Annotated in this window: 21 protein-coding genes; 13 read left to right on the forward strand and 8 right to left on the reverse strand. The window is 64.4% G+C overall.

Annotated elements, in window-relative coordinates:
- The first annotated feature begins 69 nt into the window (after nt 1-69).
- Together AC5Y5C_RS20305 and AC5Y5C_RS20310 are read left to right on the forward strand one after the other, a co-directional pair.
- Nucleotides 70-969 (forward strand): alpha/beta hydrolase, encoded by a 900-nt coding sequence (locus AC5Y5C_RS20305; protein ID WP_499975746.1) that lies wholly within the window; start codon nt 70-72, stop codon nt 967-969.
- Nucleotides 956-1,591, forward strand: coding sequence for a maleylpyruvate isomerase family mycothiol-dependent enzyme (locus tag AC5Y5C_RS20310; RefSeq protein WP_499975748.1), 636 nt, complete (start codon nt 956-958; stop codon nt 1,589-1,591). Before AC5Y5C_RS20305 ends, AC5Y5C_RS20310 begins: the two co-directional genes overlap by 14 nt.
- Here AC5Y5C_RS20310 and AC5Y5C_RS20315 read toward each other — a convergent pair.
- Together AC5Y5C_RS20315 and AC5Y5C_RS20320 are read right to left on the reverse strand one after the other, a co-directional pair.
- Nucleotides 1,588-3,237 carry a fatty acyl-AMP ligase gene (locus AC5Y5C_RS20315; RefSeq protein ID WP_499975749.1) on the reverse strand — a complete coding sequence of 550 codons (1,650 nt, stop codon included), beginning with the start codon at nt 3,235-3,237 and terminating at the stop codon, nt 1,588-1,590. The two genes, AC5Y5C_RS20310 and AC5Y5C_RS20315, sit on opposite strands and share 4 nt — an antisense overlap.
- 231 nt (nt 3,238-3,468) lie before the next feature.
- Nucleotides 3,469-4,419 (reverse strand): 4-(cytidine 5'-diphospho)-2-C-methyl-D-erythritol kinase, encoded by a 951-nt coding sequence (locus tag AC5Y5C_RS20320; RefSeq protein WP_499975751.1) that lies wholly within the window; start codon nt 4,417-4,419, stop codon nt 3,469-3,471.
- An 83-nt stretch (nt 4,420-4,502) separates the two neighbouring features.
- On the opposite strand from AC5Y5C_RS20320, the gene AC5Y5C_RS20325 reads away from it, so the two are divergent.
- Nucleotides 4,503-5,423 carry a bifunctional helix-turn-helix transcriptional regulator/GNAT family N-acetyltransferase gene (locus AC5Y5C_RS20325; RefSeq protein ID WP_499975752.1) on the forward strand — a complete coding sequence of 307 codons (921 nt, stop codon included), beginning with the start codon at nt 4,503-4,505 and terminating at the stop codon, nt 5,421-5,423.
- Here AC5Y5C_RS20325 and AC5Y5C_RS20330 read toward each other — a convergent pair.
- Nucleotides 5,420-6,082: a TetR/AcrR family transcriptional regulator gene (locus tag AC5Y5C_RS20330; RefSeq protein WP_499975753.1), complete on the reverse strand. Its 663-nt coding sequence runs from the start codon at nt 6,080-6,082 to the stop codon at nt 5,420-5,422. The genes AC5Y5C_RS20325 and AC5Y5C_RS20330 overlap by 4 nt on opposite strands.
- A gap of 196 nt (nt 6,083-6,278) precedes the next feature.
- Here AC5Y5C_RS20330 and AC5Y5C_RS20335 point away from each other — a divergent pair, with 196 nt between their 5' ends.
- Genes AC5Y5C_RS20335 through AC5Y5C_RS20350 form a run of 4 tightly spaced genes read left to right on the forward strand, consistent with a single transcriptional unit; the run spans nt 6,279 to nt 11,988 of the window.
- The gene (locus AC5Y5C_RS20335) at nt 6,279-6,674 is read left to right on the forward strand and encodes an MmpS family transport accessory protein (RefSeq protein WP_499976104.1); all 396 of its coding nucleotides are present in this window, start codon (nt 6,279-6,281) and stop codon (nt 6,672-6,674) included.
- Nucleotides 6,671-9,628: an MMPL/RND family transporter gene (locus AC5Y5C_RS20340; protein ID WP_499975755.1), complete on the forward strand. Its 2,958-nt coding sequence runs from the start codon at nt 6,671-6,673 to the stop codon at nt 9,626-9,628. The genes AC5Y5C_RS20335 and AC5Y5C_RS20340 overlap by 4 nt, the downstream gene beginning before the upstream one ends.
- Nucleotides 9,629-9,674: 46 nt before the next feature.
- A complete protein-coding gene (locus tag AC5Y5C_RS20345; protein WP_499975756.1) occupies nt 9,675-10,484 on the forward strand; it encodes a serine/threonine-protein kinase in 810 nt (269 codons plus the stop codon).
- A 19-nt stretch (nt 10,485-10,503) separates the two neighbouring features.
- The gene (locus tag AC5Y5C_RS20350) at nt 10,504-11,988 is read left to right on the forward strand and encodes an amino acid permease (protein ID WP_499975758.1); all 1,485 of its coding nucleotides are present in this window, start codon (nt 10,504-10,506) and stop codon (nt 11,986-11,988) included.
- Between the two features lie 3 nt (nt 11,989-11,991).
- Here AC5Y5C_RS20350 and rsmA read toward each other — a convergent pair whose 3' ends face one another.
- The 3 genes from rsmA to AC5Y5C_RS20365 all read right to left on the reverse strand — a co-directional run bounded on the left by rsmA (nt 11,992) and on the right by AC5Y5C_RS20365 (nt 14,955).
- A complete protein-coding gene (rsmA, locus tag AC5Y5C_RS20355; protein WP_499975759.1) occupies nt 11,992-12,891 on the reverse strand; it encodes a 16S rRNA (adenine(1518)-N(6)/adenine(1519)-N(6))-dimethyltransferase RsmA in 900 nt (299 codons plus the stop codon).
- Nucleotides 12,855-13,982, reverse strand: coding sequence for a resuscitation-promoting factor (locus AC5Y5C_RS20360; RefSeq protein WP_499975760.1), 1,128 nt, complete (start codon nt 13,980-13,982; stop codon nt 12,855-12,857). Before AC5Y5C_RS20360 ends, rsmA begins: the two co-directional genes overlap by 37 nt.
- Before the next feature lie 73 nt (nt 13,983-14,055).
- Entirely contained in the window at nt 14,056-14,955 is a 900-nt protein-coding gene (locus AC5Y5C_RS20365; RefSeq protein ID WP_499975762.1) for a TatD family hydrolase, read from the reverse strand.
- A gap of 31 nt (nt 14,956-14,986) precedes the next feature.
- On the opposite strand from AC5Y5C_RS20365, the gene metG reads away from it, so the two are divergent.
- The 5 genes from metG to AC5Y5C_RS20390 all read left to right on the forward strand — a co-directional run bounded on the left by metG (nt 14,987) and on the right by AC5Y5C_RS20390 (nt 20,973).
- The gene (gene metG / locus AC5Y5C_RS20370; RefSeq protein WP_499975763.1) at nt 14,987-16,576 is read left to right on the forward strand and encodes a methionine--tRNA ligase; all 1,590 of its coding nucleotides are present in this window, start codon (nt 14,987-14,989) and stop codon (nt 16,574-16,576) included.
- Between the two features lie 87 nt (nt 16,577-16,663).
- Complete coding sequence (locus AC5Y5C_RS20375; protein ID WP_499975764.1) at nt 16,664-17,821, forward strand: NAD(P)/FAD-dependent oxidoreductase; 1,158 nt, start codon at nt 16,664-16,666, stop codon at nt 17,819-17,821.
- A gap of 2 nt (nt 17,822-17,823) precedes the next feature.
- On the forward strand, nt 17,824-18,729 hold the full coding sequence (locus AC5Y5C_RS20380; protein ID WP_499975766.1) for an RNA polymerase sigma-70 factor: 906 nt from the start codon (nt 17,824-17,826) through the stop codon (nt 18,727-18,729).
- A gap of 41 nt (nt 18,730-18,770) precedes the next feature.
- The gene (locus tag AC5Y5C_RS20385) at nt 18,771-19,589 is read left to right on the forward strand and encodes a GNAT family N-acetyltransferase (RefSeq protein ID WP_499975767.1); all 819 of its coding nucleotides are present in this window, start codon (nt 18,771-18,773) and stop codon (nt 19,587-19,589) included.
- Between the two features lie 130 nt (nt 19,590-19,719).
- Entirely contained in the window at nt 19,720-20,973 is a 1,254-nt protein-coding gene (locus AC5Y5C_RS20390; RefSeq protein ID WP_499976105.1) for an aminodeoxychorismate synthase component I, read from the forward strand.
- Here AC5Y5C_RS20390 and rsmI read toward each other — a convergent pair.
- Nucleotides 20,957-21,790, reverse strand: a complete 834-nt coding sequence (rsmI, locus tag AC5Y5C_RS20395; RefSeq protein ID WP_499975769.1) for a 16S rRNA (cytidine(1402)-2'-O)-methyltransferase — start codon at nt 21,788-21,790, stop codon at nt 20,957-20,959. The two genes, AC5Y5C_RS20390 and rsmI, sit on opposite strands and share 17 nt — an antisense overlap.
- Nucleotides 21,791-21,898: 108 nt before the next feature.
- On the opposite strand from rsmI, the gene AC5Y5C_RS20400 reads away from it, so the two are divergent.
- Nucleotides 21,899-23,440 carry a dolichyl-phosphate-mannose--protein mannosyltransferase gene (locus AC5Y5C_RS20400; RefSeq protein WP_499975771.1) on the forward strand — a complete coding sequence of 514 codons (1,542 nt, stop codon included), beginning with the start codon at nt 21,899-21,901 and terminating at the stop codon, nt 23,438-23,440.
- Here AC5Y5C_RS20400 and AC5Y5C_RS20405 read toward each other — a convergent pair.
- The gene (locus tag AC5Y5C_RS20405) at nt 23,437-24,651 is read right to left on the reverse strand and encodes an arginine deiminase (RefSeq protein ID WP_499975774.1); all 1,215 of its coding nucleotides are present in this window, start codon (nt 24,649-24,651) and stop codon (nt 23,437-23,439) included. The genes AC5Y5C_RS20400 and AC5Y5C_RS20405 overlap by 4 nt on opposite strands.
- Between the last annotated feature and the right edge of the window lie 38 nt (nt 24,652-24,689).

A 24,689-nucleotide genomic window follows, 5' to 3' on the forward strand; every position in this document is an offset into this window, starting at 1 on the left:
TGACAAGTACATCGTACGTATTGCAATCTCCACTGTACACGTACATCGTACTTATGGAAGGTCTTCACGATGAACACATCAACCACAGAGCGCCTCAAATTCTCCTCCGGAGGCATCCGGTGCACGGGCTGGCTCACCCGCCCTACCGGACCTGGTCCGCACCCCGCGGTCCTGCTGGTACACGGCTTGGGGGCCACCCACGACATGATGTTGCCGCAGTATGAGCAGCATTTCGCAGCGGCCGGCATCGCCACGCTGGCGTTCGATTACCGATACACCGGCGCCTCGGAAGGATCCCCGCGTCAGCAGTTCTCGATGCGCAAGCAGCGCCACGATGTCGAGTCCGCCATCGCCTTCCTGCAGAACCATCCCGACATCGATCGTGCTCGCATCGCGCTGTGGGGCACCAGCCTCGGCTCTATGCACGTAGCACTGGTCGCGGCGTCCCGCACCGACCTTGCCGCCGCGGTCATCCAGTGCCCGATCGTGCACGGACCGGGAGCGGCGCGTAGGTCCGGCCTTGGGTCGATGCTGCGCCTCGGCCCCGCGATCATTGATGATCTGCTGCGCAAGGCATTCCGCCGGCCGCGGCGATATATGCCCATCGTCGGACCGCCTGGGAGCCCGGCGCTGGTAAGCGTGGACGGCGCCCTGGCGGGATGGGAGTCGACCTGCCCGCCGGGCTACGAGTTCGACAATCGGATGGCGGCCGCCGACGCCTTCACCCTGGTGTTCACCACCGCCCTTCAGCGCGCAGGAGAGATCACCGCTCCGTTGATGGTGTGCGTCTGCGACCGCGAGGGACTCATGAATCCCCGATACGCCGAGCGGGTGGCCCGTCGAGCGCCTCGCGGTACCGAGTTCCACTACGAATCCGACCATTTCGACATCTATCACTCGCCGGTGCTGGAACGCGCCCTCGCTGATCAGACCCTATTCCTTCGGGAGCATCTACATGTCGGCCGCTAACATCCTTCGGGCCAACGACCTGAGATTCCTCGAGGCCGTGCAGGATCTCACCATCGCGGACTGGTTGCGTCCCAGCCTGTGCGCCGAGTGGTCTAATCATGAAGTATTGGCGCATCTGGTGATCGGGCGCAGCGCCCCGATGCGGGACATCACGGTGGGCATCATCCGTCAGCGGTCCTTCGATCGGGAAAACACCCGTACAGCACGGAATCTGGCTGCCGAGCGGACGCCCGGAGAGTTGGTGAGCGACTACCGCCGGTTCATCGAACAACCCAGCGGAGTGGGCAAGCTGTTTCCGCGCCGTCTGCTGCTCGGTGATCACGTGGTCCACGAACTCGATATCTTGTTCGCGCTCGGCCATACGCCCTCGATACCCGTGCATGCTCTCATACAGGTGCTAAACACCCAAGTGGGGCTGCCGAATCCGTTCGTGCCCGCCTACTTCACCGCACGTGGACTGCGGCTGCGCGCGACTGACGCGGACTGGAGCTACGGCCCTTCCGGCCCGGCCGTCCAGGGCACGGCGGCCGTGCTCGCATCGGTCCTGGCCGGTCGGCCAAGGATGCTCGGCGACCTCAGCGGCGACGGCGTCGCACTGCTCGCGGAACGAATCGCCAGCTAGATGACGAGCGCCACCGAGGTTGAACGGCGCAGCTTGCCCGACGGCGTCTTCGGAATGCTGCCCGGTCCGAGTACCACCACATTGCGTGGCCGCACGTCGACCTCGGCAACAACCTCGTGCGCAACCTGCTGCTCGATCCGGCGAACCTCGTCCGCATTCTCGAATGCGTTGGACTCCACCACGACCGCGAAGGTCTCGCGCTGGTTCTTGGGGTCAACGCCGGCCTCCAGGCGCACGGCGACCGCACAACCCGGCCGTACCCCCTCGACGCGACCGGCAGCTCGCTCTATATCGGTCGGGTAGATGTTCCGGCCCGCCATGATGATGACGTCCTTGACGCGGCCGCAGACCACGACGTGGCCCCTCTCGGTCAGATACCCGAGGTCACCCGTGTTGTACCAACCGTTTTCGTCCTGCGCTGCCAGGAATCCACCCATGGTGACGTAACCGGGTGTCACCGACTCACCACGCAACTCGATGACGCCGACGCCGCGCGAAGGCAGCACATTCAGGTCCTCATCGATCACACGCGCCTCGATACCGGGCAGCAGCGGGCCGAGCGTCGCCAAGTGGCGCAGGTTTCCACGAGTGGCGGGAACCGCCCGGCGCAGCGCGGCCAACAGGTCGGCATCAACCTCGTCGACGATCAGGCCGGAGGCCTCAACCTCTGAGAAGGAAACGGCCAGAGCGGTTTCCGCCATACCGTAGGCAGGCACCATCGCAGAGGGCTTGAACCCGAACGGCTTTCCGGCATCACACAGGTCTTCGACCACTGCCGGGTCCACCGGCTCGGCACCGGATAACACGAACCGCAGCGTCGACAGATCGAAGTCACCCGGCTTGGCCTGGTTGCGCAACCGCTTGGCGAACAGCGAGTAGGCGAAATTCGGGGCGGCCGTCATGGTGCCCTTGTACTTGTCGATCAGCCTGCCCCACAACAGAACATCGCGCATGAAGTCCATCGGGGTGATCTTCACCAGCTCGGCGCCGAAGAACATCGGAACCGTGAGGAATCCGACCATGCCCATATCGTGGAACAGCGGCAACCAACTGACCATCACGTCGGACTCGGGCTTGTACTTGGAGGCGACGTACATGCCGTGCGCATTGGCGTACAGGTTGCGGTGAGTGATCTTGACTGCCTTCGGGGAACCAGTCGACCCCGACGTTAATTGCATGAGCGCGACGGCGTCCTCGTCGGCATCGATGGGTTCGATCGGATCGGCATCCCAGAGATCCTTGATCTGGACGACGATGACACCCTTTTCCTCCAGCACCGGGGCCGCGGCGTCGAACGGCGCGGACACGATGACGGCCTTGGCGCCGATCATGTCGACAACCTTGAGGGTGTCCTCGGCCCACACCGCGAGGTCGGTGCGCGGGGTCGGCTGGTGCAGCATCGTCAGCGAGGCGCCACGCATCCACACGGCCTGGATCGCCGGGGCGATCTCGACGGGCATGCCCACCAACATGCCGATCGCATCGTCAGGCCCGAGACCCTTGGCGGCCAGACCACCGGCCAGCTGCTTGGCGCGCTCGTGCACCTGCTTCCAGGTGTGCCGAACAGGAGTATCGGGTTCGCCGGTGACCATGCCTTTGGCGCTGGATAGCGCGTTGGCGTACAACTCGTCGGTAAACCTGCTCACAGTTCCTCCTGGCCTAGGCCTGTTGGGCGAGTCACGCGTCCTTATCGGATGGTCCGCCACAGGGGCCGCGACGCGCGGTAGGCGCGCGCAGGGCCGGTAGCAGCGGATTCATATCGTTCAGGTGACAGTTCGGGTGCCTTCTTATGGTCCGCTAGCATCTTAGGCTTTTCTTAATCAACGGCCAAACCCACTGTGATCAGGCCGTTCGGCGTGTCGCGTTGCTCGGCGTGTCTAGCCGTCGCTGCGGCCCTGGATGACCTGGGCCCCGTGCACGGGCCCGCTGGCCACCCGGACGGTCCGGCACACACCCGCGCCGGCCAGCTCGGCACCCACCTGCAGCGCGTCCTCGGCCGACGTGCACAAGAACGCACAGGTAGGCCCCGAACCGGACACGATCCCCGCCAGGGCGCCCGCGGACTCCCCCGCCCGGAGCGTGCGCCGCAGACCGGGATTAAGGCTCACCGCGGCGGCCTGCAGTTCGTTACCCAGCAGCGGGGCCAAACGGCGCGCGTCACCGGCAGCGAGTGCACCGAGCAGTTCGTCGGACTCGTCAAGCCGTGGCGGATCACCGTTCTCGCGCAGCCGGTCAATCTCCCGGAACACATCCGGTGTCGACAAACCGCCGTCGGCGAATGCGAACACCCAGTGAAAGACATTGCGCGCCAGCACAGTCGCCAGCTGCTCGCCGCGGCCTGTACCGAGGGCGGTACCCCCGTGCAACGCGAACGGCACATCGCTGCCCAGCCGAGCGGCCAGATGATGCAGATCGCGGCGAGGCACACCGGCGTGCCACAGCTCGTTCATCGCGACCAGCACCGCGGCCGCATCGGCGGATCCACCCGCCATACCCCCGGCAACCGGGATGTCCTTGTTGATAAAAATCGAGACGTCGGGGGCGCGGCCGACATGCTCGGCGAAGAGCTCGGCGGCCCGCCAGGCCAGGTTGCGCTCGTCGGTGGGCACCGTCCCCTCACCCTGTCCGACGACATCCACCGACAGCACATCGGCATCCCGAACCGTGACGTCATCGGCCAGCGACACCGCATGAAAAACGGTGGTCAGTTCGTGATAGCCGTCCTCACGCAGGTCTCCGACCGCGAGGTACAGATTGACCTTTCCGGGTGCTCGAACGGTCACCGCGCCGGTGGGCAGCCAATCGGAGACGGTCTCGGACACGCCCATGAGGGTACGTTCTGACGGCGCAATTGGCCGTTACCCGTCAAACAACGAAGACATCGCGGCTTTACCTGACTAAAGTCAGGTAAATGACAGATGCCCTGGTCGACGGCCTGCGCAGCTTCAACAGAACCGTCACCCAACGGATAGGCGTCCTCGAGAGCGAATACCTGGCCCGGGACCGTCCGCTGGGGCAGTCCCGGGTGCTGTGGGGGATCGGGGCCAACAGTTCAGGGCTTTCCGGGGGATGCGACATCCGCGAGCTGCGGGCCCGCCTGGGCCTGGACTCCGGATACCTCAGCAGGTTGTTGCGGGCGCTGGAGGGCGCCGGCCTCATCGAGGTGACCGCGGCCGGGGGCGATACCCGGGTGCGTACCGCGCACCTGACCGGGCCCGGCCGCGCCGAACTGTCCGAACTTGATCACCGCTCCGATGACCTGGCACGTTCGATCCTGGAACCACTGAGCGAGAACCAGCGGCGACGGCTCGCCGACGCCATGGCCGAGGTCGAAAGACTCTTCGTGGCCTCACAGGTTCAGATCGCCGTCATGGACACCCGCTCACCCGAGGCCCGGTACTGCATTCGCGCCTACTTCGAGGAGATTGCCACCCGGCTCGAAGACGGGTTCGACCCCGCGTTGGCGCTGCCCGCCGGGGACGCCGAACTCTCCGCACCCGCCGGGCTGTTTCTCGTCGCGACCCTGCACGAGGAGCCCGTCGGCTGCGGCGGACTGAAGCTGCTCCGGAACGCCGGCCAGATCATCGAGACGGCCGAGATCAAACGGGTATGGATCTCCCCCAGCGTCCGCGGCATGGGGCTCGGGAAACGAATTCTCGCCGAATTGGAGCGGCAGGCGATGACGCACGGCGCCCACGCGGTCCGCCTGGACACCAATCGGGCGCTCACCGAGGCGATCGCCATGTACCGCTCGGCAGGCTATGACGAGATCGCCGCATTCAACGACGAGAAGTACGCACACCACTGGTTCGAGAAGCGCCTCCACGCCTAAGGCCTTTTCGCGGCCCCGATGCACGTGGCAGTCAGCAGCCGCGTGAGCGTGCTGGCGAAATCCGTGTCCCAATCCTCCGGAAAGCCCGGCTCTTCGCCGAAATCGTGCTCGAGTCCCTCGGGAGGATGCGTGAACTGCCACAGCATCCCGGCGAGCGCGAAGGCCGACGTGACGATGTCGAGCGCACCCTTGCGGTCGAGTTCCGGCACCGCACGTTCTATTGCCTCGACGATCGTCATCGCGGCCGTCTGGTTGGCACGCTGGGCCTCACGGACATGGTCGAGCTCCACCTCGTGCTCGAGATGCAGATACTGGCTGCCCAGCAGATCGCAGAACAGCGGCGCCGCGATGAGAGAACTCGACAGCACCGCACCGACGTCTGCGGGCGAGCGCTCTGGTGAACCGTCCAATGCCGCGCACACGGACTCGGCGAGGGCGGCCATGCCTTCCGTCGAGAGCCGCAGCAGCACCTCCTTATGGGAGCTGAAGTAGCGGCGCACCGCGGAATGGTGGACACCGGCGCGATGGGCCAAACCGGTGAGAGTGACCGACGCGACACCGGACTCCAACGCCAGCGAACGTGCGGCTTCCACGATCGTTGCCGCACGTTGACGCTTGTTCTCCTCGGAACGCGCGCGCCGGAAACCTAGGTGTGTCATCCATCTCAAGATAACGCACGGCGTGTGACTTGCGGGCACACTTACCCGCTGGTAGGTTGCTGTAACGCACACGCTATGCGTTATACGTATGCGCGAAGGCTTCATGCATTTTCGGGTAATCGATCTGGTCGACAGCAACGGGTGAAGGGGTCCTGCGATTCTCAGCGCATTGAAGCGGGCTTGGATCCCAGTGGTGATGGTGCTCGTCCTCGCCATCGCAGGCTTCGCGGTATGGCGGATTCGCGGCATCTTCGGCTCTCATCAGCTGCCCACCTACGCCGGCAGCATGACCGACGACAAAAACAACTCCAAGCCCAAGCACGTGGTCTACGACATCTACGGCCCGCCCGGAACCATCGCGGACATCAACTACATCGACAAAGAAGGGGAGCCCCACCAGATCAACGGTGCGGCGCTACCGTGGTCGATTGAGATCGTTACGACGGCACCGTCGATGACGGGAAACATCCTGGCCCAAACCCGCAATGCCGACGAACTGGGCTGCCGCATCACGGCCAATGGCGAGGTAAAAGACGAGAGGTATACCAACGAGGTGAGCGCCTACGTCTACTGCTTTGTGAAGTCCGCATGAGCGGGGCACACGCCAACGGCGAGCCCACCTTCATCGCCAAATGGATTCGGCGCCTGGCAATACCCATCGTCATCGGCTGGGTGGCGGTCGTGGTCGTCCTCGCTCTTTCGGCGCCCCAGCTGGAACAGGTGGCTCAAGCGAACACCGTTTCGCTGAGCCCAAACGACGCGCCGTCCATGAAGGCAATGAAGAACATGGGGCGGCTCTTCCAAGAGTCGGACTCCAACAGCGCAGCCATGATCGTGCTGGAGGGCGACCAACCGCTGGGCCCCGGCTCGCACAAGTTCTACGACGAGATGGTGTCGCAGCTGCGCGCCGACACCAAACACGTTCAGCACGTTCAGGACTTCTGGGGCGATCCGCTCACCGAGTCCGGTGCGCAAAGCACCGACGGCAAGGCCGCCTACGTCCAGCTGAACCTCGCCGGCGACATGGGCGAGACGCTCGCGAACGAATCGATCGAGTCCGTGCGCAACGTCATCAAGAAACTGACGACGGATGAGCACGGCAACGCGAAGCCGATGCCGGACGGCCTCAAGGTCTATGTCACCGGTCCCGCCGCGCTGCAGACCGATTTGGCCCATGCCGGCGACAGCAGCATGATCAAGATCACCGGACTGACCTTCATCGTCATCATCGTGATGCTGCTGTTCTTCTACCGGTCGATCTTCACCGTGCTGTTGGTGCTCCTCATGGTGGGCATCCAACTGGGCGCCGCACGCGGGATGATCTCGGTACTCGGCGACAACCACATCATCGGACTGTCCACCTTCGCGGTGAATCTCCTGGTGGTGCTGGTCATCGCGGCGGGAACCGACTATGCCATCTTCCTGATCGGTCGCTATCAGGAAGCCCGCGTCAACGGGCTGGATCGCGAAGCCGCCTACTACGAGATGTTCCATGGCACAGCGCATGTCATCGTAGGCACGGGGTCGACGATCGCGGGCGCCATGTACTGCCTGAGCTTCACGCGCATGCCCTACTTCCAGACCATGGGCGTGCCCTGCGCCGTAGCGGTCCTGACGGCCGTCGCCGTCGCCCTCACCCTGGGACCGTCGTTGATCACCATCGGCAGCAAGTTCGGGCTATTCGAGCCCAAGCGCGCCATGCGCATTCGCTCCTGGCGCCGCATCGGCGCCGCGATCGTGCGCTGGCCCGGGCCCATCCTGGCCGCCTCGATGGCGATCGCCATCATCGGACTGGCCGCACTTCCCGGCTACCAGACCAGCTACGACGACAAGAAGTACATCCCCAAGGACATCCCGGCTAATCAGGGCTTCCAGGCCGCCGACCGGCACTTCGACCCGGCCCGGATGAACCCGGAAATGCTGGTGCTGGAGTCCGATCACGATATGCGGAACTCCGCGGACTTCCTGGTCATCGACAAGCTGGCCAAGGCCGTCTACAAGGTACCGGGTATCGCACGCGTGCAAGCGATTACCCGCCCCCAGGGCACCCCGATCGAACACAGCTCCATCCCCTTCCTCATCAGCGCCCAAGGCGTCGGCCAAGTTCAGAATCTGAAGCTGATGAAGGACCGGATGGCCGACATGAAGGTCCAAGCCGACCAAATGGGACTCATGGTGGCCACCATGAAAAAGATGCTGGCCAACATGACCGAGCTCACCGGCGTGATGCACCAGATGATCGGCGACATGCATCACCTGCAGGGCACCATTCACGACATGCGGGACAGCCTCGAGAATTTCGACGACTTCTTCCGCCCCATCAAGAACTACTTCTATTGGGAGAAGCACTGCTTCGACATCCCGATCTGTCAGGCGTTCCGGTCGATCTTCGAGGTGCTCGACAAGATCGACGAGCTCACCGAGAACATGGACGGCATGGTCGTCTCCATGGAGAAGATGGACGTCATCATGCCCCAGATGGTGGCGGACATGCGAGACATGATCCCGCTCATGGAATCGATGCAGAACATGATGTTGACGATGCACAGCACCATGGCGGGCATGTACGACCTACAGGACGAGACGAGCAAGGACTCGACCGCCATGGGCAGGGCCTTCGACAAGGCCAAGAACGACGACTCGTTCTACCTGCCGCCGGAGATCTTCGACAACCCGGACTTCAAACGTGGTCTCAAGATGTTCTTGTCCCCCGACGGCAAGACGCTGCGCATGATCATCTCCCATCGCGGTGATCCCACCTCGCCCGAGGGACTTTCACATATCGAACCCATCAAGCTGGCCGCGATCGAGGCGGTCAAGGGCACGCCTCTGGAGGACGCCAAGATCGAACTGGGCGGCACCGCAGCGACATTCAAGGACATGTCCGACGGCGCCCGATACGACCTGATGATCGCCGGCATCTCCGCACTGTGCCTGATCTTCCTGATCATGCTGCTCATCACGCGAAGCTTCGTGGCCTCGCTGGTGATCGTCGGCACCGTGCTGCTATCCCTGGGCGCGTCATTCGGCTTGTCGGTCATCATCTGGCAGTACATCCTGGGGCAGGAATTGCACTGGATGGTCATGCAAATGGCGGTCATCGTCCTGCTTGCGGTGGGTTCCGACTACAACTTGCTACTGGTCTCCCGACTCAAAGAAGAACTGCCGGGCGGCTTGAAGACGGGCATGATCCGGGCTATGGGCGGTACCGGCAGTGTGGTGACCTCTGCCGGTCTGGTCTTCGCCTTCACCATGATGGCCATGGCCATCAGCGACCTGACGATCATCGGTCAGGTCGGTACCACCATCGGTCTGGGACTGTTGTTCGACACCCTGGTGGTGCGGTCGTTCATGACACCGGCGATCGCGACCCTGCTGGGCCGCTGGTTCTGGTGGCCGCTGAACGTGCGCACCCGGCCGCTGCCGCCGCCGCCGAGGACACCACAGCCGGCAGCAGCCGTACCGCCGCCTCCCCCGGCGCCGGTCGGTACGGGAACAGATCCGGTGACCGGAGTCTCTTCGGAATACCCCAGACACGCGTACTAGGCCGAAATTCGTCACCACCCTGGGCGACTCGTGACACCCTCGGTGCATGCCTGTACCGGGTGGCGAATTCAACGGCTACGTCATCGACTCCCTTGCGGGCCGTGGCGGGACGGCACAGGTCTACCTGGCGCACCGCGACGATGACGACAACGCGCCAATAATCGCGCTGAAGGTGCTGGATCCACGGCATCGAAATCCGGAGAACATCGACCGGTTGCAGCGAGAATTCGAATTGGCCCAACGGTTCTCACATCCCCGCATCGTCACGGTCTACGAACGCGGTGAGGACTGGCTGGCCATGGAGGCACTCCCCGGCGGCTCGGCGAAAGACTTGGTGGGCACAGATCAGAGCTGGATCGTGCCCATCAAACTCGCTGTCCTACAACAGATCGCCGGAGCCCTCGACTTCATCCACGACGCCCAGGTGGTGCATTGCGATGTGAAACCGTCCAACATCATGCGCAGGCACTCCGGTAGCGCCGTACTCACCGATTTCGGCATCGCCCAGGAACTCGTCCTCGCGGACGGTCCGCGCCGGCCGGTCGTGCAAACCTCCCTGCCCTACGCCGCGCCCGAGGTGCTGCGCGGGCAACCTGTCACGGCGGCCACGGATCAGTACGCACTAGCCTGCACCGCGGTTGAGCTGTTCGATGGCAAACCGCCATTCATCGCGCGCACCGCGATGAAGCTCGCCGACCTGCATCTCCATGCCACGCCCTGGCCTATCTCGTACCGCCATAAGCACATCCCGCGAGCTTTCGATTCCATCGTCGCCAAGGCCATGGCCAAGGATCCGTTAAGCCGATATCCGACATGTACAGAGTTCATAACACTTTTGACACACGCGATGACCTAATCCCCGGTACCGTCGCCCCATGGCATCTCCAGCTAATTACGATACGTCGGGCCTCGCGCGCGAGGACGAGGGATATCACAAGGGCCTGAAGAACCGCCAAGTCCAGATGATCGGGATCGGCGGCGCCATCGGCACCGGCCTGTTCATGGGCGCCGGAAAACGTTTACACGAGGCCGGGCCCAGCCTATGGCTCGTGTACGCCGTCTGCGGCGTGTTCGTCTTCTTCATGCTGCGCGCCCTGGGCGAGCTGGTGCTGCACCGCCCGTCCTCAGGGTCTTTCGTGTCGTATGCACGCGAATTCCTCGGGGAGAAGGCAGCTTACGTCGCCGGATGGATGTACTTCGTGAACTGGGCGGCCACCTCGATCGTGGACGTCACCGCCATCGCCCTCTACATGCACTATTGGGGTAGCTTCAAGGCCATCCCGCAGTGGACCATCGCGCTGATCGCTCTGGTCATCGTGCTCACCATGAACATGATCAGCGTCAAGCTGTTCGGCGAGATGGAGTTCTGGGCCGCACTCATCAAAGTCGTTGCACTGGTGGCATTCTTGATTGTCGGTATCGTGTTCTTGGCGGGGCGGTTCACCGTCGAGGGTGCCGCCACCGGGCCCTCGATACTCGCCGACAACGGTGGGCTCTTTCCCACCGGGTTACTGGCCCTGGTGGTGGTTACCTCCGGAGTGGTCTTTGCCTATGCCTCCGTGGAATTGGTGGGCACCGCGGCGGGCGAGACCGAGAATCCCGAGAAGGTCATGCCGAAGGCCATCAACGCCGTGGTTGTCCGCATCGCCGTGTTCTATGTCGGCTCATTGATTCTGCTGGCGCTGCTACTGCCATACACCCTGTACAAAGAGGGCGAGAGCCCGTTCGTGACGTTCTTTTCCCGCGTGGGTCTGCCCTACGCCGGTGACATCATGAACTTCGTGGTGCTGACCGCCGCACTATCGAGCCTGAACGCGGGCCTCTACAGCACGGGCCGCATCCTGCGATCCATGTCCATGAATGGCAGCGCACCACAGCTGTTGTCCCGCATGACATCCAATGGCGTTCCCTTTGCCGGCATCGCGCTCACCGCATGCTTCACCGTGGTCGGCGTCTTCATGAACATGGTCATCCCGGCTAAGGCATTCGAGACTGCGCTGGATGTGGCCGCGCTCGGAATCATCGCCTCGTGGGCCACCATCGTCATCTGTCAGCTGCGGCTGTACCAATGGTCGCAGCGCGGCATCCTGCGGCGCGGCAAGTTCCAGATGCCCGGCGCCCCCTACACCGGGTATGCGACGCTGGTCTTCCTGGTGGTGGTGCTTGCGCTCATGTGTTACGAAAACTATTGGAACCTGGTGGCTCTGGCGATCTTCACGCCACTGCTCATCGTCGGCTGGTACCTGTCCAGGGAACGCGTCATGCAGCTGGCTCGTGAGCGGGTCGGCTACACCGGGCAGTACCCGGTGATCGCCGAGACGCCGATGATGGACGACCCGCCCAACCTCGGCGACAAATAGCACCTAGACGATCGACGAACGCTCCAGCAGGCGGGCGAAATCTGCGACGTCCAACGTCTCACCGCGACGTGCCGGATCGATGCTGGCGGCCAACAGCCGGCGCGCCGATTCGTCACCCGAGCCCGCCCATTCGGCGAATGCGTTACGAGAGGTCTTGCGGCGCTGAGCGAACGAGATGTCGATGAGATCGAAGAGCTCCTTGCGGAACCCGGCATCGGAAGGCCATATCGCGTCCGGATGCCGGTCGATGCGCACCAGGCCCGAGTACACCCGCGGAATCGGCCAGAACACGGCAGGAGATACCGTGCCGAGACGCTTCACCTTGCCGAAATAGCGCACCTTGACGCTGGGCACACCATAAATCCGGGAACCCGGCTCGGCCGTAAGCCGATCGGCGACCTCGGACTGGACCATCACCAAAATGGTCTTCACCGAGTCGAATTCGGTGAGAATCCGCAGCAATGCAGGCACCGCGACGTTGTACGGCAGATTGGCCACCATCGCCGTCGGGGGCTCCCCGGAGATATCGGCGGGGGTGAGTTTCAGTACGTCCTGGTGAATCACCGAGAACCGGTTGAACTCGCTATGCGAGTGTTCCTTGACGGTCGCCGGAAGGCGCCGCGCCAGCACCGGATCCAACTCGACCGCGGTCACCGTGCAACCCTTGTCGAGCAGCCCCAGCGTCAGCGAGCCCAGACCCGGGCCCACTTCGATGACGTGATCGCTTTTACCGACACCCGATGCCGACACAATCCGCCGAATGGTGTTGGCGTCGTGAACAAAATTCTGGCCCAGCGTCTTCGTCGGTCGGAAATCGAGATCCTTGGCCAGTTGTCGGATCTCGGTGCGGCCGAGCAGCCTGATGGTCAGCGGGCACCAACCCTCGCACTGCACACCGGCCAAGCTCCCCAACCCTGCGCGGCCAACGTCTTCTCGGCGATGGCGATCTGCTCCTCACGCGTCGCGAGATCGGCACGCGGCGCGTACTTGGCGCCACCGTGCGCCAACCAGGTTCCGTAATCGAACTGCACGCCGCCGTAGAAACCGTTACCCGTGTTGATGGCCCAGTTGCCACCGGCCTCGCATGAGGCCAGCGCATCCCACGCCGATCCACGGGTCACTGTCGGAACCTCGGTGCCCGGCTTGGCGCCGACCCGAAGCACCGAGTCACGAGCGGGTGTCAGCACGTTGTTGGACACCGGCATCCGTCCGGTCTCGCGGCCATTGACCGAGAGCACCGAGTACACGATGTCCTGGGATCCGGGCGCGCCCGGATCTTCGACGACCGAGCGACTCATATTCATCTCGGCGTCTTCAATCTTCTGCGGAGTCGGGGCCAGCGGCGCCTGCTCGGTCACCTTGGTGACCCGGATGCGCGTCACGGTGATCGGCATATCGGCCGTCACCGGGGTGCTCGGCGCGGGATCAACGGTGTCGAACTGCTGCAGCGGGTTACCGGTGGCCTCCAGGAGCGCCCCCACGGTCGGAGCCGCGATGCGCGGGGTACTGATCGTGCCGCCGTCGTTGAGCTGCACGGTCTTGGCGCTCACGACCGCCAGCGACATGCCCTCCAGCGGGAGACGACTGCCGCGGGTGGCGGCGGTCGGGGCGGTGTCGGTCATCGACAGCTGAGACAGCGCGTCGTTCACCGTGTTGGCGGTGGTCCAGACCTGCTGGGTGCCCTGCCCATCCACGGAGATGTCCAGCGGACGCGAACGCTTGAGAACAATGGTGTCCCCGTTGCGCACCGAATCGTGCTTGGCGGGAGCGACATCGTCACGGTCGGACAGCGCGTATCCGTAGTCGGCGAGGACCTCGGATACCTGTGACTTGACGGTGGTGACCGTCATGGCGTTTCCGTCGACGTTGAGAGTCAGGGTCTTGTGCGCCGCGATGGCGTAGCCACCGCCCGCGCCGATCACCACCAGCAGGGCCGCCACAAGGGCGCGTAGCAAGGGCGATCGCGTTGCGTTGAGCTTCGTCAGTGCATTCACGAGTAGGAGATTCCTGCGTTCGTTTCGGTGCGTCGATACCGGAAGTCAACAATGACGAAACCCGGCGATCTGATCACGACACGGTAACGAAAGCATCGCACGGAGGCAACTCATCAACAATCTTGAACACCCGCAGTGCCGTCGCGGTGGACGCCGTCGCTAATCGCTCGGGGTGTTGCCCGGTTATTTCCGCAAGGGCACGGACGGTGTACGGCAGACAGTACGGCTCGTTCGGCGCACCCCGGTAGGGATGGGGCGTCAGGTAGGGCGCATCGGTCTCTACCAGCAGTTGTTCGTCGGGAATGAGTACGGCGGCCTCCCGCAGTGCTCGCGCGTTCTTGAAACTCACCGTCCCCGACAGGCTCAAGATCCAGCCCTCAGCGACACACTTTTTGGCCATCTCAGCGTCCGATGAGAAGCAGTGGAAGATAACCGAGGCCGGCGCGCCTTCAGACTTGAGCACATCGAGCACTTCGGCATCGGCGTCGCGGTTGTGAATCATCAGCGGCTTGCCCGTCCGCTTAGCCAGCTCAATATGCCAAGCAAATGCCTCGCGTTGAACCGACGGCTCCGCACAACCCTCCAATCGGCCCGGCCAATAGAGGTCCAAACCCGTCTCCCCGATCGCGACGACGCGGGGATGCGCGGCCAGCTTTTCCAACTCTCCGCGTGCATCGTCGGTGAGGTCACCTGCGCGTGTCGGATGCAAGGCAACGGCGGCGTACACCCGCGGATCTCCGGCAGCGGCCGAGACTGCCCATCGGGCCGATTCCATATCGTCGGCCACCGTCACCACGCGCCCCACACCGACGGACTCGGCACGGTCGACCATGGCGCGCACGTCCTGGCCGGTGACCGCGCCGCACGCATCCAGATGGGTGTGGGCATCGATGAGGGGTGCGAGCGGCAGCGGGTCGGGTGGGCGGGAACGAACGCGGTCGGGCAGGGCTTGCCTCTTATTGCCGGGCGTCATCAGAACACCAGTCTATAAAGTTGCTCAGACCATGCCTGAATCATCTGTTCCGAACTCTTCAGGGCCGAACTCTTCTGGCCCCTTCTACATCACTACCGCCATCGCGTACCCGAACGGCGAACCGCACATCGGGCACGCATACGAGTACGTCGCGACCGATGCCGTCGCCCGCTTCAAACGGCTGGACGGCTTCGACGTGCGGTATCTCACCGGCACCGACGAGCACGGCCTGAAGGTGGCACAGGCGGCCACCGCGGCCGGAATCCCGACGGCGCAGCTCGCGCGGCGCAATTCCGACGTCTTCGAAGCATTGCAGCGCAAGCTCAACATCTCCTTCGACCGGTTCATCCGCACCACCGACCCCGATCACCACGAGGCATCCAAGGCGATCTGGCGCAGGATGGCCGACAACGGTGACATCTATTTAGACACCTATTCGGGGTGGTACTCGGTGCGCGACGAGGCGTACTACACGGACGCCGAGACAACGGTCGCCCCCGACGGCACCCGTACCGCCACCGAGAGCGGCACCCCGGTCGAGTGGACCGAGGAGCATTCCTATTTCTTCAGGTTGTCGGCGTACCAGGACAAGCTGCTGGCGCATTACGAGGCGCATCCGGAATTCATCGGCCCGGTGGTGCGGCGCAACGAGGTCGTCAGCTTTGTCTCCGGTGGTCTACGTGACCTGTCCATTTCCCGCACCACCTTCGACTGGGGTGTGCAGGTACCCGACCATCCCGACCACGTCATGTACGTGTGGGTGGACGCCCTCACCAACTATCTGACCGGCGCCGGTTATCCCGATACCGATTCAGAGCTGTTCCAGCGGTACTGGCCGGCCAATGTGCACATGATCGGTAAGGACATCATCCGGTTCCATACCGTGTATTGGCCGGCGTTCCTGATGTCGGCGGGAATCGAGCTGCCGAAGCGGGTTTTCGCGCACGGCTTCCTCACCAACAAGGGCGAGAAGATGAGCAAGTCGATCGGCAATGTAGTGGACCCGATCAACCTCATCGATACCTTCGGGCTGGACCAGGTGCGGTACTTCCTGCTGCGTGAGGTTCCGTTCGGCCAGGACGGCAGTTACACCGAGGACGGCTTGATCGGGCGGATCAACGCCGATCTGGCCAACGAGCTGGGCAACCTGGCACAGCGCTCACTGTCGATGGTGGCCAAGAACCTCGGCGGAATCGTGCCGGAGCCGGGAGAACCCACCGCCGAGGACATCGAACTGCTTGCAGCCGCCGACGGCTTGTTAGAACAGGCGCGCACACACTTCGAGGTGCCCGCGATGCATCTCGCACTAGAGGCGATGTGGCAGGTGCTGAGCGCAAGTAACCGCTACTTCTCCGCGCAGGAACCATGGGTGCTGGGTAAGAGTGAGGACGCGGCCGACCAACAACGATTCGGCACCGTCCTGTACACCACGCTGGAGGTGGTGCGGATTGTCGCGCTGCTGACGCAGCCGGTCATGCCCGAGTCCGCGGCCACACTGCTGGACCTGCTGGGCCAGTCCGAAGATCAGCGGGACTTCGCTGCCATCGGGACCCGGCTGAAGGCCGGCGTGAGCCTGCCTGCGCCGACGGGTGTGTTCCCGAAGTATCAGGTGCCCAAGTAGGGCACACGTGATCCCGGTCACGGTCTGTCACAGATTTCATCGCACCGGTGTCTTAAGGGCATCAGCGACTGAAAGGAAGTCACCGAAATGACCGAGAACACCACAGTGATCGTGATCGGCGGGGGCTACGCGGGAACTCTGGCGGCCAACCAATTGCTCGCCAACAAGAACCTGACCGTGACCCTTGTCAATCCTCGACCACACTTCGTCGAACGGATCCGCCTGCACCAGCTGGTCGCCGGGAACCGGGATGCGACGGTCGACTATGACCAGCTGCTCAATCCGGCGATCCGCCTCGTGATCGACAAGGTCACCCGCATCGACGCCGGCGCCCAAAAACTGGAACTCGAGTCGGGTGCAGTGCTGCCCTATGACTACCTCGTCTACGCCGTGGGCAGCACCGCAAGCACCTCGACAACTCCGGGTGTGGCAGAACATGCGTTGTCCATCAACGAGTTCGAACATGCCCAGCAGGTACGCGCCCGCTATGAGCGGCTCGCACCGGAGGCACCGATCGTGGTCGTCGGCGCGGGCCTTACCGGTGTGGAGCTGGCCGGAGAACTCGCCGAAGCGGGCCGACGGGTGACCCTGGTCTGCGGCACCCAGGCGGTGCCATCCATGGGCGAACCGGCACGGCGTGCCGTTACCAAGCGGCTGGCCGAACTCGGTGTGGAGGCGCTGTTGCCCGCCACTGTCACCCGGGTGGACGAGCATTCGGTGACCCTGGCCGATGGACGCGAACTGCCGAGTGCGCTGACGGTGTGGACCGCCGGATTTGGCGTACCGCAGCTGGCCACTGACAGCGGACTGCGGACAGACCCACTGGGGAGACTGCTCACCGATGAAACGCTGGTGAGCGTCGACCACCCCCGCATCGTCGCGGCCGGTGACGCGGCCAGTCCCTCAGGGGTGCCGCTGCGGATGAGCTGCCAGGCCGCCGGGCCGCTGGCCGCGCGGGCGGCCAAGACTGTGCTGGCGTTGGTAGACGGGCTGCAGCCAGTGGAGGGCGGACAGATCTTCGTCGGGCAGAACGTCAGCATCGGACGCCGTGCCGCCGTCATCCAGACCTCACGGGCCGACGACACTCCGCGCAAGTTATTCATCGGCGGCCGGGCCGGTGCGGCCATCAAGGAAATGGTCTGCCGGGGAACGGTTTACTTCCTGAAGCAAGCCGCCAAGCATCCGAAGGCCTACTACTGGCCGCAGGGCGCCAAACGCGCCGAAGCCCTCAAGGTGCAGGCCTAGCGGTGTCCGAGGCCACTCACGCCGAGCTGTTCACCCACCTGCGCCCGCTGTTGTTCACCATCGCGTACGAAATGCTGGGCTCGGCAACGGAAGCCGATGACGTACTGCAGGAGAGCTATCTGCGGTGGGCGCAGGTGGATCTGAGCACGGTCACCGACACCAAGGCCTACTTGGCGCAGATCGTCAGCCGTCAATCACTGAACACCTTGCGCGCCAACAGCCGTCGGCGCGAGGAATACGTGGGTCCTTGGCTGCCCGAGCCGGTACGGGTGACCTTCGAGGGCGACCCCGCGGACGCCTCGACCGATGTGGTCCTGGCCGAGTCGGTGTCGATGGCGATGCTCGTGGTGTTGGAAACCCTGGCACCCGATGAGCGTGCCGTGTTCGTCATGCGGGAGGTCTTTGGCTTCGACTACTCCGAAATCGCCGCCACCGTGTGCAAGTCGGAGTCCGCGGTGCGCCAGATGGCGCACCGCGCCCGGGAGCACGTGCAGTCGCGCCGACGCCGGTTCACCCCCACCGACCAGCAAGCCGAGGAACTGACCACGAAGTTCCTGCTGGCCGCAGCGGGTGGCGATGTCGATGCATTGGTCGAAATGCTTGCCCCCGATGCGGTGTGGACATCTGATGGCGGCGGCAAGGTCAGCGCCGCACGGCGTCCGGTATACGGGGCAGACAGAGTCGCACGCGTCGCCATCGGGCTGTCGCGAGCGGCCGCCTCGTTCCCCGATGTCCGCATGGAGCTGAGCACCTACAACAGCACACCTGCCCTGTTGATCTATACCGAAGGACGTCTCGACGCCGTGCTGGCCGTCTCGATCACGGACGGCAAGGTGGCGCATGTTTTCGCGATCCGCAACCCCGACAAGCTGGCCACCGCCGAAACAGCGCGTCACATCAGCAGATAACCCGTGGCGATCCGGGCGGCTTATCGGACACAATCACCGGCGTGTTCTGTGATATCGACACTGCCGCGCGCATTGAATGCGCCGAAGCCGACACCATCGCCGCCGGAACCGCGAGGTGCAAGGACGGTCTCCTGATACCGCTGGCAGAGGGCATCGCGTCGTACGCCGGACCGGACTCCCCGATGAACAAACTCGCCGGACTCGGATTCAACGGTGTACCAACCGAATTCGAGCTCGACGCCGTCGAGCGGGAGTTCGCTGAACGTGGCGCCCCGGTGCAGGCCGAAATCGCGAGCCTGGCCGATCCCGCGATCTGCGAGCTGCTCACCGGGCGGGGCTACCTGCTGGTGTCTTTCGAGGATGTCCTCGGACTTTCCCTGGTCGATGTCCCAGCGCCGGTGATTCCCGACGGCATCACGGTGCGTCACAGCGGGACCGATGAACTGACCAGCTGGCTCGACGTGGTCGTCGATGGGTTCGCGGTGCCCGATGGCCAAGGCGTGGCTTCTCACGAATCATTTCCGCGCGAGGTGCTTTCCCACGCGATCGCCGCACTGTCCACGGTGCAGGGCGAGCAGCGATACATCGCCCTCCGCGAGGGCGCTGTCGCCGGCGGCGCAAGCATGCGCATCCTCGACGGAGTGGCTCAACTGAACGGTGCGGCGACCGCCGCCCCACACCGCCGGCGTGGTATCCAGACGGCACTGCTGACCACCCGGCTTCACGAGGCCGCCCGCGGCGGCGCGGACCTGGCGGTGGTCACCACCCAGCCCGGGTCGAAGTCTCAGCAGAACACCCAGCGGCAGGGCTTCTCACTGCTGTACACCCGCGCGATCCTGGTGAAGGGTCTGCGAAACTAGGTCGATGAGCCGCTTGCGCGAAGAGGAACTAAATCGATGAGCCGCTTGCGCGAAGAGAAACTGGGTCGATGAGCCGCTTGCGCGAAGAGAAACTGGGTCGATGAGCCGCTTGCGCGAAGAGCACTGCACCGTGCGCGTCCAGCAGCTCGGCAACCTCGGTGCGCCGCCGGCCGTGCTACGAGCTCTTGCCGGTGCCACCCGCGCGACCGCACGACCAGCACCCGCCGCATTGATCGGATCCTGGTTCGATTCGCGGGCGATCATCTCCCCATCGCTGTACACACAGCCGGTGTTGCCACGACAAGCGTTCAGCAGCAAGGTTTCTCATGTGGACTTTGTTCCACCGGGCGCTGTGGGCGGCGGCTGGATCGGCTATCTCGGATATCCGGACCTGCCCACCGGCGGCCAGGCACGACGGCTCCCTGCCGCCGCCGGCGGCTGGACCGATGCGGTGCTACGGCTAGACAATGACGAATGCTGGTGGTACGAAAGCCTTTTGGATGAGGGCTGTCCGGATTGGATACTCCAGGCACTGTCCCACCCCCGTGATCCCGCCCCGTGGTTCATCGACTGGACGGACCCCGACCGTGACCATCACCGCGTTGCCGTCGGCCGCTGCCTCGAGGCCATAGCGGCCGGCGAGGTATACCAGGCCTGTGTGTGCACGCAGTTCCGCGGCGCACTGGCGGGCGAACCGTTGGACTTCTTCGCCGACGCGATCACCCGGACCGCACCGGAACGCGCCGCATTCATCTCCGGCGCCTGGGGTGCCGTGGCCTCGTTGTCACCCGAATTATTCTTGCGGCGCAATGGCGTCGACGTCCGCTCCAGCCCCATCAAGGGCACCCTGGCCGCGAGCGAGGACCCCGCCGCGCTGTTGAACTCGGTCAAGGATGTCGCCGAGAACATCATGATCACCGACCTGGTGCGCAACGACCTCGGGCGCATCGCCGTCACCGGGACCGTCACCGTTCCCGAGCTTCTCGCCATCCACCCGGCACCGGGCGTGTGGCATCTGGTGTCCACCGTCGCTGCCCGAATACCCGAGGAGGCGACCGCCGGAGACTTACTGGCGGCCACGTTCCCGCCCGCCTCGGTAACCGGGACGCCCAAAACCCGTGCACGCCAACTACTGCGCCAATGGGAATCGGATCACCGCGGCGTGTACTGCGGCACCGTCGGCATGCTCTCACCCGCGGCCGGCCTGGAACTCAACGTCGCGATCCGCACCGTGGAGATCGCACCCGACGGCACCGCCGTGCTCGGTGTGGGAGGCGGCATCACCGCCGACTCCGATATCGATGCCGAATGGCAGGAGTGTCTACACAAGGCGGCCGCCACCGTCGACCTCACCGCGATCGCGGCACTCAAGCCCGCGCTTTGACCACCGCGTCGTAAAGGTCGCGCCTCGATAGCGCCGCGCCGGATTCGCCGATCGCCATCGCGCAGGACTCCCGCAACCCCATGCCATCGTCCATCAGCTCCTCAACCCGGGCCACCAGGGTGTCGATTTCGGGGACAGCGGGGCGACCACCGTCGAGCACCACCGTGATCTCCCCGAGCACATCACCCTCGGCCCAGGCGGCCAACTCGCGCAGGGTGCCCCGCAACACCTCTTCATGTGTCTTGGTCAGCTCGCGGCACACCGCGGCACGGCGTTCCGGTCCCAGCACCTCCACCGCATCAATCAGCGTCTCCGCCAGCCGTCGCGGCGACTCGAAGAACACACAGGTGCGGGGCTCCGCCACAAGCTCGGCAAGCCAGCGCCTCCGCGCCCCCTGCTTACGGGGGGCGAATCCCTCGAAACAGAAACGGTCCACCGGGAGCCCCGAGACGGCCAACGCGGTTGTCACCGCCGACGGCCCGGGCAGACACGTGATCGGTATCCCCCGTTTCACGCACGCGGCGACCAAGCGATATCCCGGGTCACTGATCGACGGCATTCCCGCGTCGCTGACCACCAGTACGTCGTACCCGGCCTCCAGATCGGCCAGCAGCGGCTCGATACGGCTGGCCTCGTTCTGGTCGTAGAAACTGATGATCTGTCCGCTGATCTGCACATCCAGCGATTTAGCGAGCGCCCGAACACGACGGGTGTCCTCGGCGGCCACCACTGACGTACTGGCCAGCGCCTCACGCAATCGAGGCGAGGCATCCCCGGGCTCCCCCAACGGTGTCGCCGCCAGCAGCAAGTTCCCCATCCCGCAAGAGTAAGTCCCCCGCCACCGTCGCTCGCCCCCGCATGCGGGAGGTGCCCCAGCCCGCCGCACCACGATGCCGGTCTCGGGTTCTCCCTTACGATCGACCGTGTGACCGTGCCCGCAACCCTGCCGCCGACCTCGGCAGCCGAGTCGGATCTCCAGTCGCCCGGGCCCCGGACACCGCCCGCAGACTTCGGCCCTACCGACCGGTTTCAGGGCTGGGTGATGACCGCCGTCATCACGGCCATCGCGGCTCTCACCCGGTTCATCAATCTGGGCGCACTCACCGACCGCGGCACCCCCGTCTTCGACGAGAAGCACTACGTGCCGCAGGGCTGGCAGGTCGTCACCAACAGCGTCGAGGACAACCCCGGCTACGGGCTCGTCGTGCACCCTCCCGTCGGCAAGCAGATGATCGCCGTCGGCGAATGGCTCTTCGGATACAACTCGTTCGGCTGGCGGTTCGCCGCCGCACTCTCGGGCACCATCCTGGTGCTGCTGGTCGCCAGAATCGCCCGGCGGATCGGCAGGTCCACGATGATGGGCGCCGTCGCGGGGCTGCTGCTGATCGCGGACGGCGTCAGCTTCGTCACCGCGCGCACCGCACTGCTTGACGTGTATCAGGCGCTCTTTGTGGTGGCCGCCTTCGGAGCACTGATCGTCGACCGGGATCAGGTACGGGAACGGCTGTACAACGCATACCTCGAGGGGCGTATCGGTGAGACCGTATGGGGTCCGCGTCTGGGAGTGCGCTGGTGGCGTTTCGGCGCCGGGATCCTGCTCGGTTTGGCCTGCGGCACAAAGTGGTCGGGACTGTACTTCATCGCGTTCTTCGGAGTCCTGTGCATCGCATTCGACATTGCGGCACGGCGCGCGTACGGGGTGCAACGGCCATGGGCCGGCACCGCGGTCCGCGATCTGGGGCCGGCTTTGTATGCGCTGCTGGTTATTCCGTTCGTCGTATACATGGCCTCGTACTGGTCGTGGTTCGCCTCCGAGACGGGCATCAACCGGCATGCCGAGGGACGCCAGATCGGGGTCGGCGGTTGGGTGCCCGACGCCCTCCGATCGCTCTGGTACTACACGCACAGCGTCTACACATTCCATTCGACGCTGACCAACGCCAACGGCAACCATCATCCGTGGGAGTCCAAGCCGTGGACGTGGCCGATGTCGCTGCGTCCCCTGCTCTACGCCATCGAGGACAAGAACATCCCCGGCTGCGGCGCCAATTCCTGTGTGCGCGCGGTGTTGTTGGTCGGCACCCCGGCCATCTGGTGGCTCGCGGTTCCGGTGCTGCTGTGGGCCACCTGGGCGACGGTGGTTCGGCGCGACTGGCGTTACGCCGCGGCATTGGTCGGCTACTGCGCGGGATGGCTGCCCTGGTTCGGGAACATCGATCGGCAGATGTACTTCTTCTATGCCACCCCGATGGTGCCGTTCCTGGTGATGATGATCGCGTTCATCATCGGCGACTTCCTACGCAAGCCGGTTGCCAATCCGGAGCGAAAAAAATTGCGAATGTTCATCGCAACGTTCTATCTGGCGCTGGTGGTCACCAACTTCGCGTGGCTGTATCCCATACTCACCGGCGCCGCGATCTCACCGTTCATGTGGAACATGGAGATGTGGCTGCCCAGCTGGCGCTAGAGCAGATCACGCGATACCGGGCAGGACATGCAGCGCGGCCCGCCCCGGCCGGTACCCAATTCCGACGCCGAGATGGCCAGCACCTCAACGCCAGAAGCTTCCAGCCGCGCATTGGTTTCCACATTGCGCTCATAGGCGACGACCACACCAGGGGCCAGCGCCAGGGTGTTGTTCCCGTCGTCCCATTGCTCGCGCTCAGCGGTCACCGGATCCAGACCGGTATCGATGACGCGCAGCTTGCCGATGCCCATCGCATCGGCCGCCGCTTCCACGAATGGAGCTGAACCCGAGATGCTGACCCCGCTGTCGGTGCGGCGAATAGTGAATGCCGACAACGAATCCTGGATCGCCGGATACATCACGACGGCATCGGCATCGACCATGGTGCACACGGTATCCAGATGCATCGACGCCCGTTCCTGCGCTATGGGCACCGCAAGCACAGTGTGGGCGAGATCGTCGTCAAATAGGCTGCGCGCCAAGGCTTCCGCACCGGCAGGCGTGGTGCGCTCCCCTACGCCGACCGCCACCACCCCGGGGCCCAGCAGCAGCACGTCGCCACCTTCGACAGGGGCGGAATGCGACTCATAGGCCCGGCGCACTCCGAGGAACCGCGGGTGATGCGCATAGATCAGATCGGTGAGCGAGGTCTCGCGCATCCGCGCCGGAAGAGCCAGCGAGGTGATCGCGAATTTGCGACCGATCCAAAACGACGAATCGCGGGTGAACAGCAGGTTGGGCAGCGGCTCGATGGCGAAATCCGATCCATGGTGCATGGTGCGCACCAACGACGGTTGTGCCACCTTGCCTCCCACCGGCAGCTCGTCGAACGTCATCCCACACATCAGCACGTAGGCAAGGTCCGCGGCCTCCAGCGACCTCAGATGCCCCGAAAGATCTTGCGCCAGAGCGTAACCCAGTCTGCGCGCGTTGACCGCCGCCGATATGCCCTGCACTCGGGCGGCACCACTGACCAGCGCCTCGCGCAACAATTCGGAGAGCAGCAACACCTCCACACCACGCGAACGCAGCACCTCGGCAAAGGCATCGTGCTCCTCCTGAGCACGCGCCACCCAGGGCAGCCCGTCGAACAGCAGCTGGTCGTTGTTGCGCGGAGTCAGCCGCTTGAGCTCGTCGCCGGGCCGGTGCAACACGACCGCCCGCAGCCGCCCCACCTCTGAATTGGCACCCAGCACTGGAGCATCCGTCATGAGAAGACGCTAGCCTGTCAGGCAAATCGAACATGTGT

It is taken from the genome of Mycobacterium sp. NGS15, assembly GCF_059813245.1.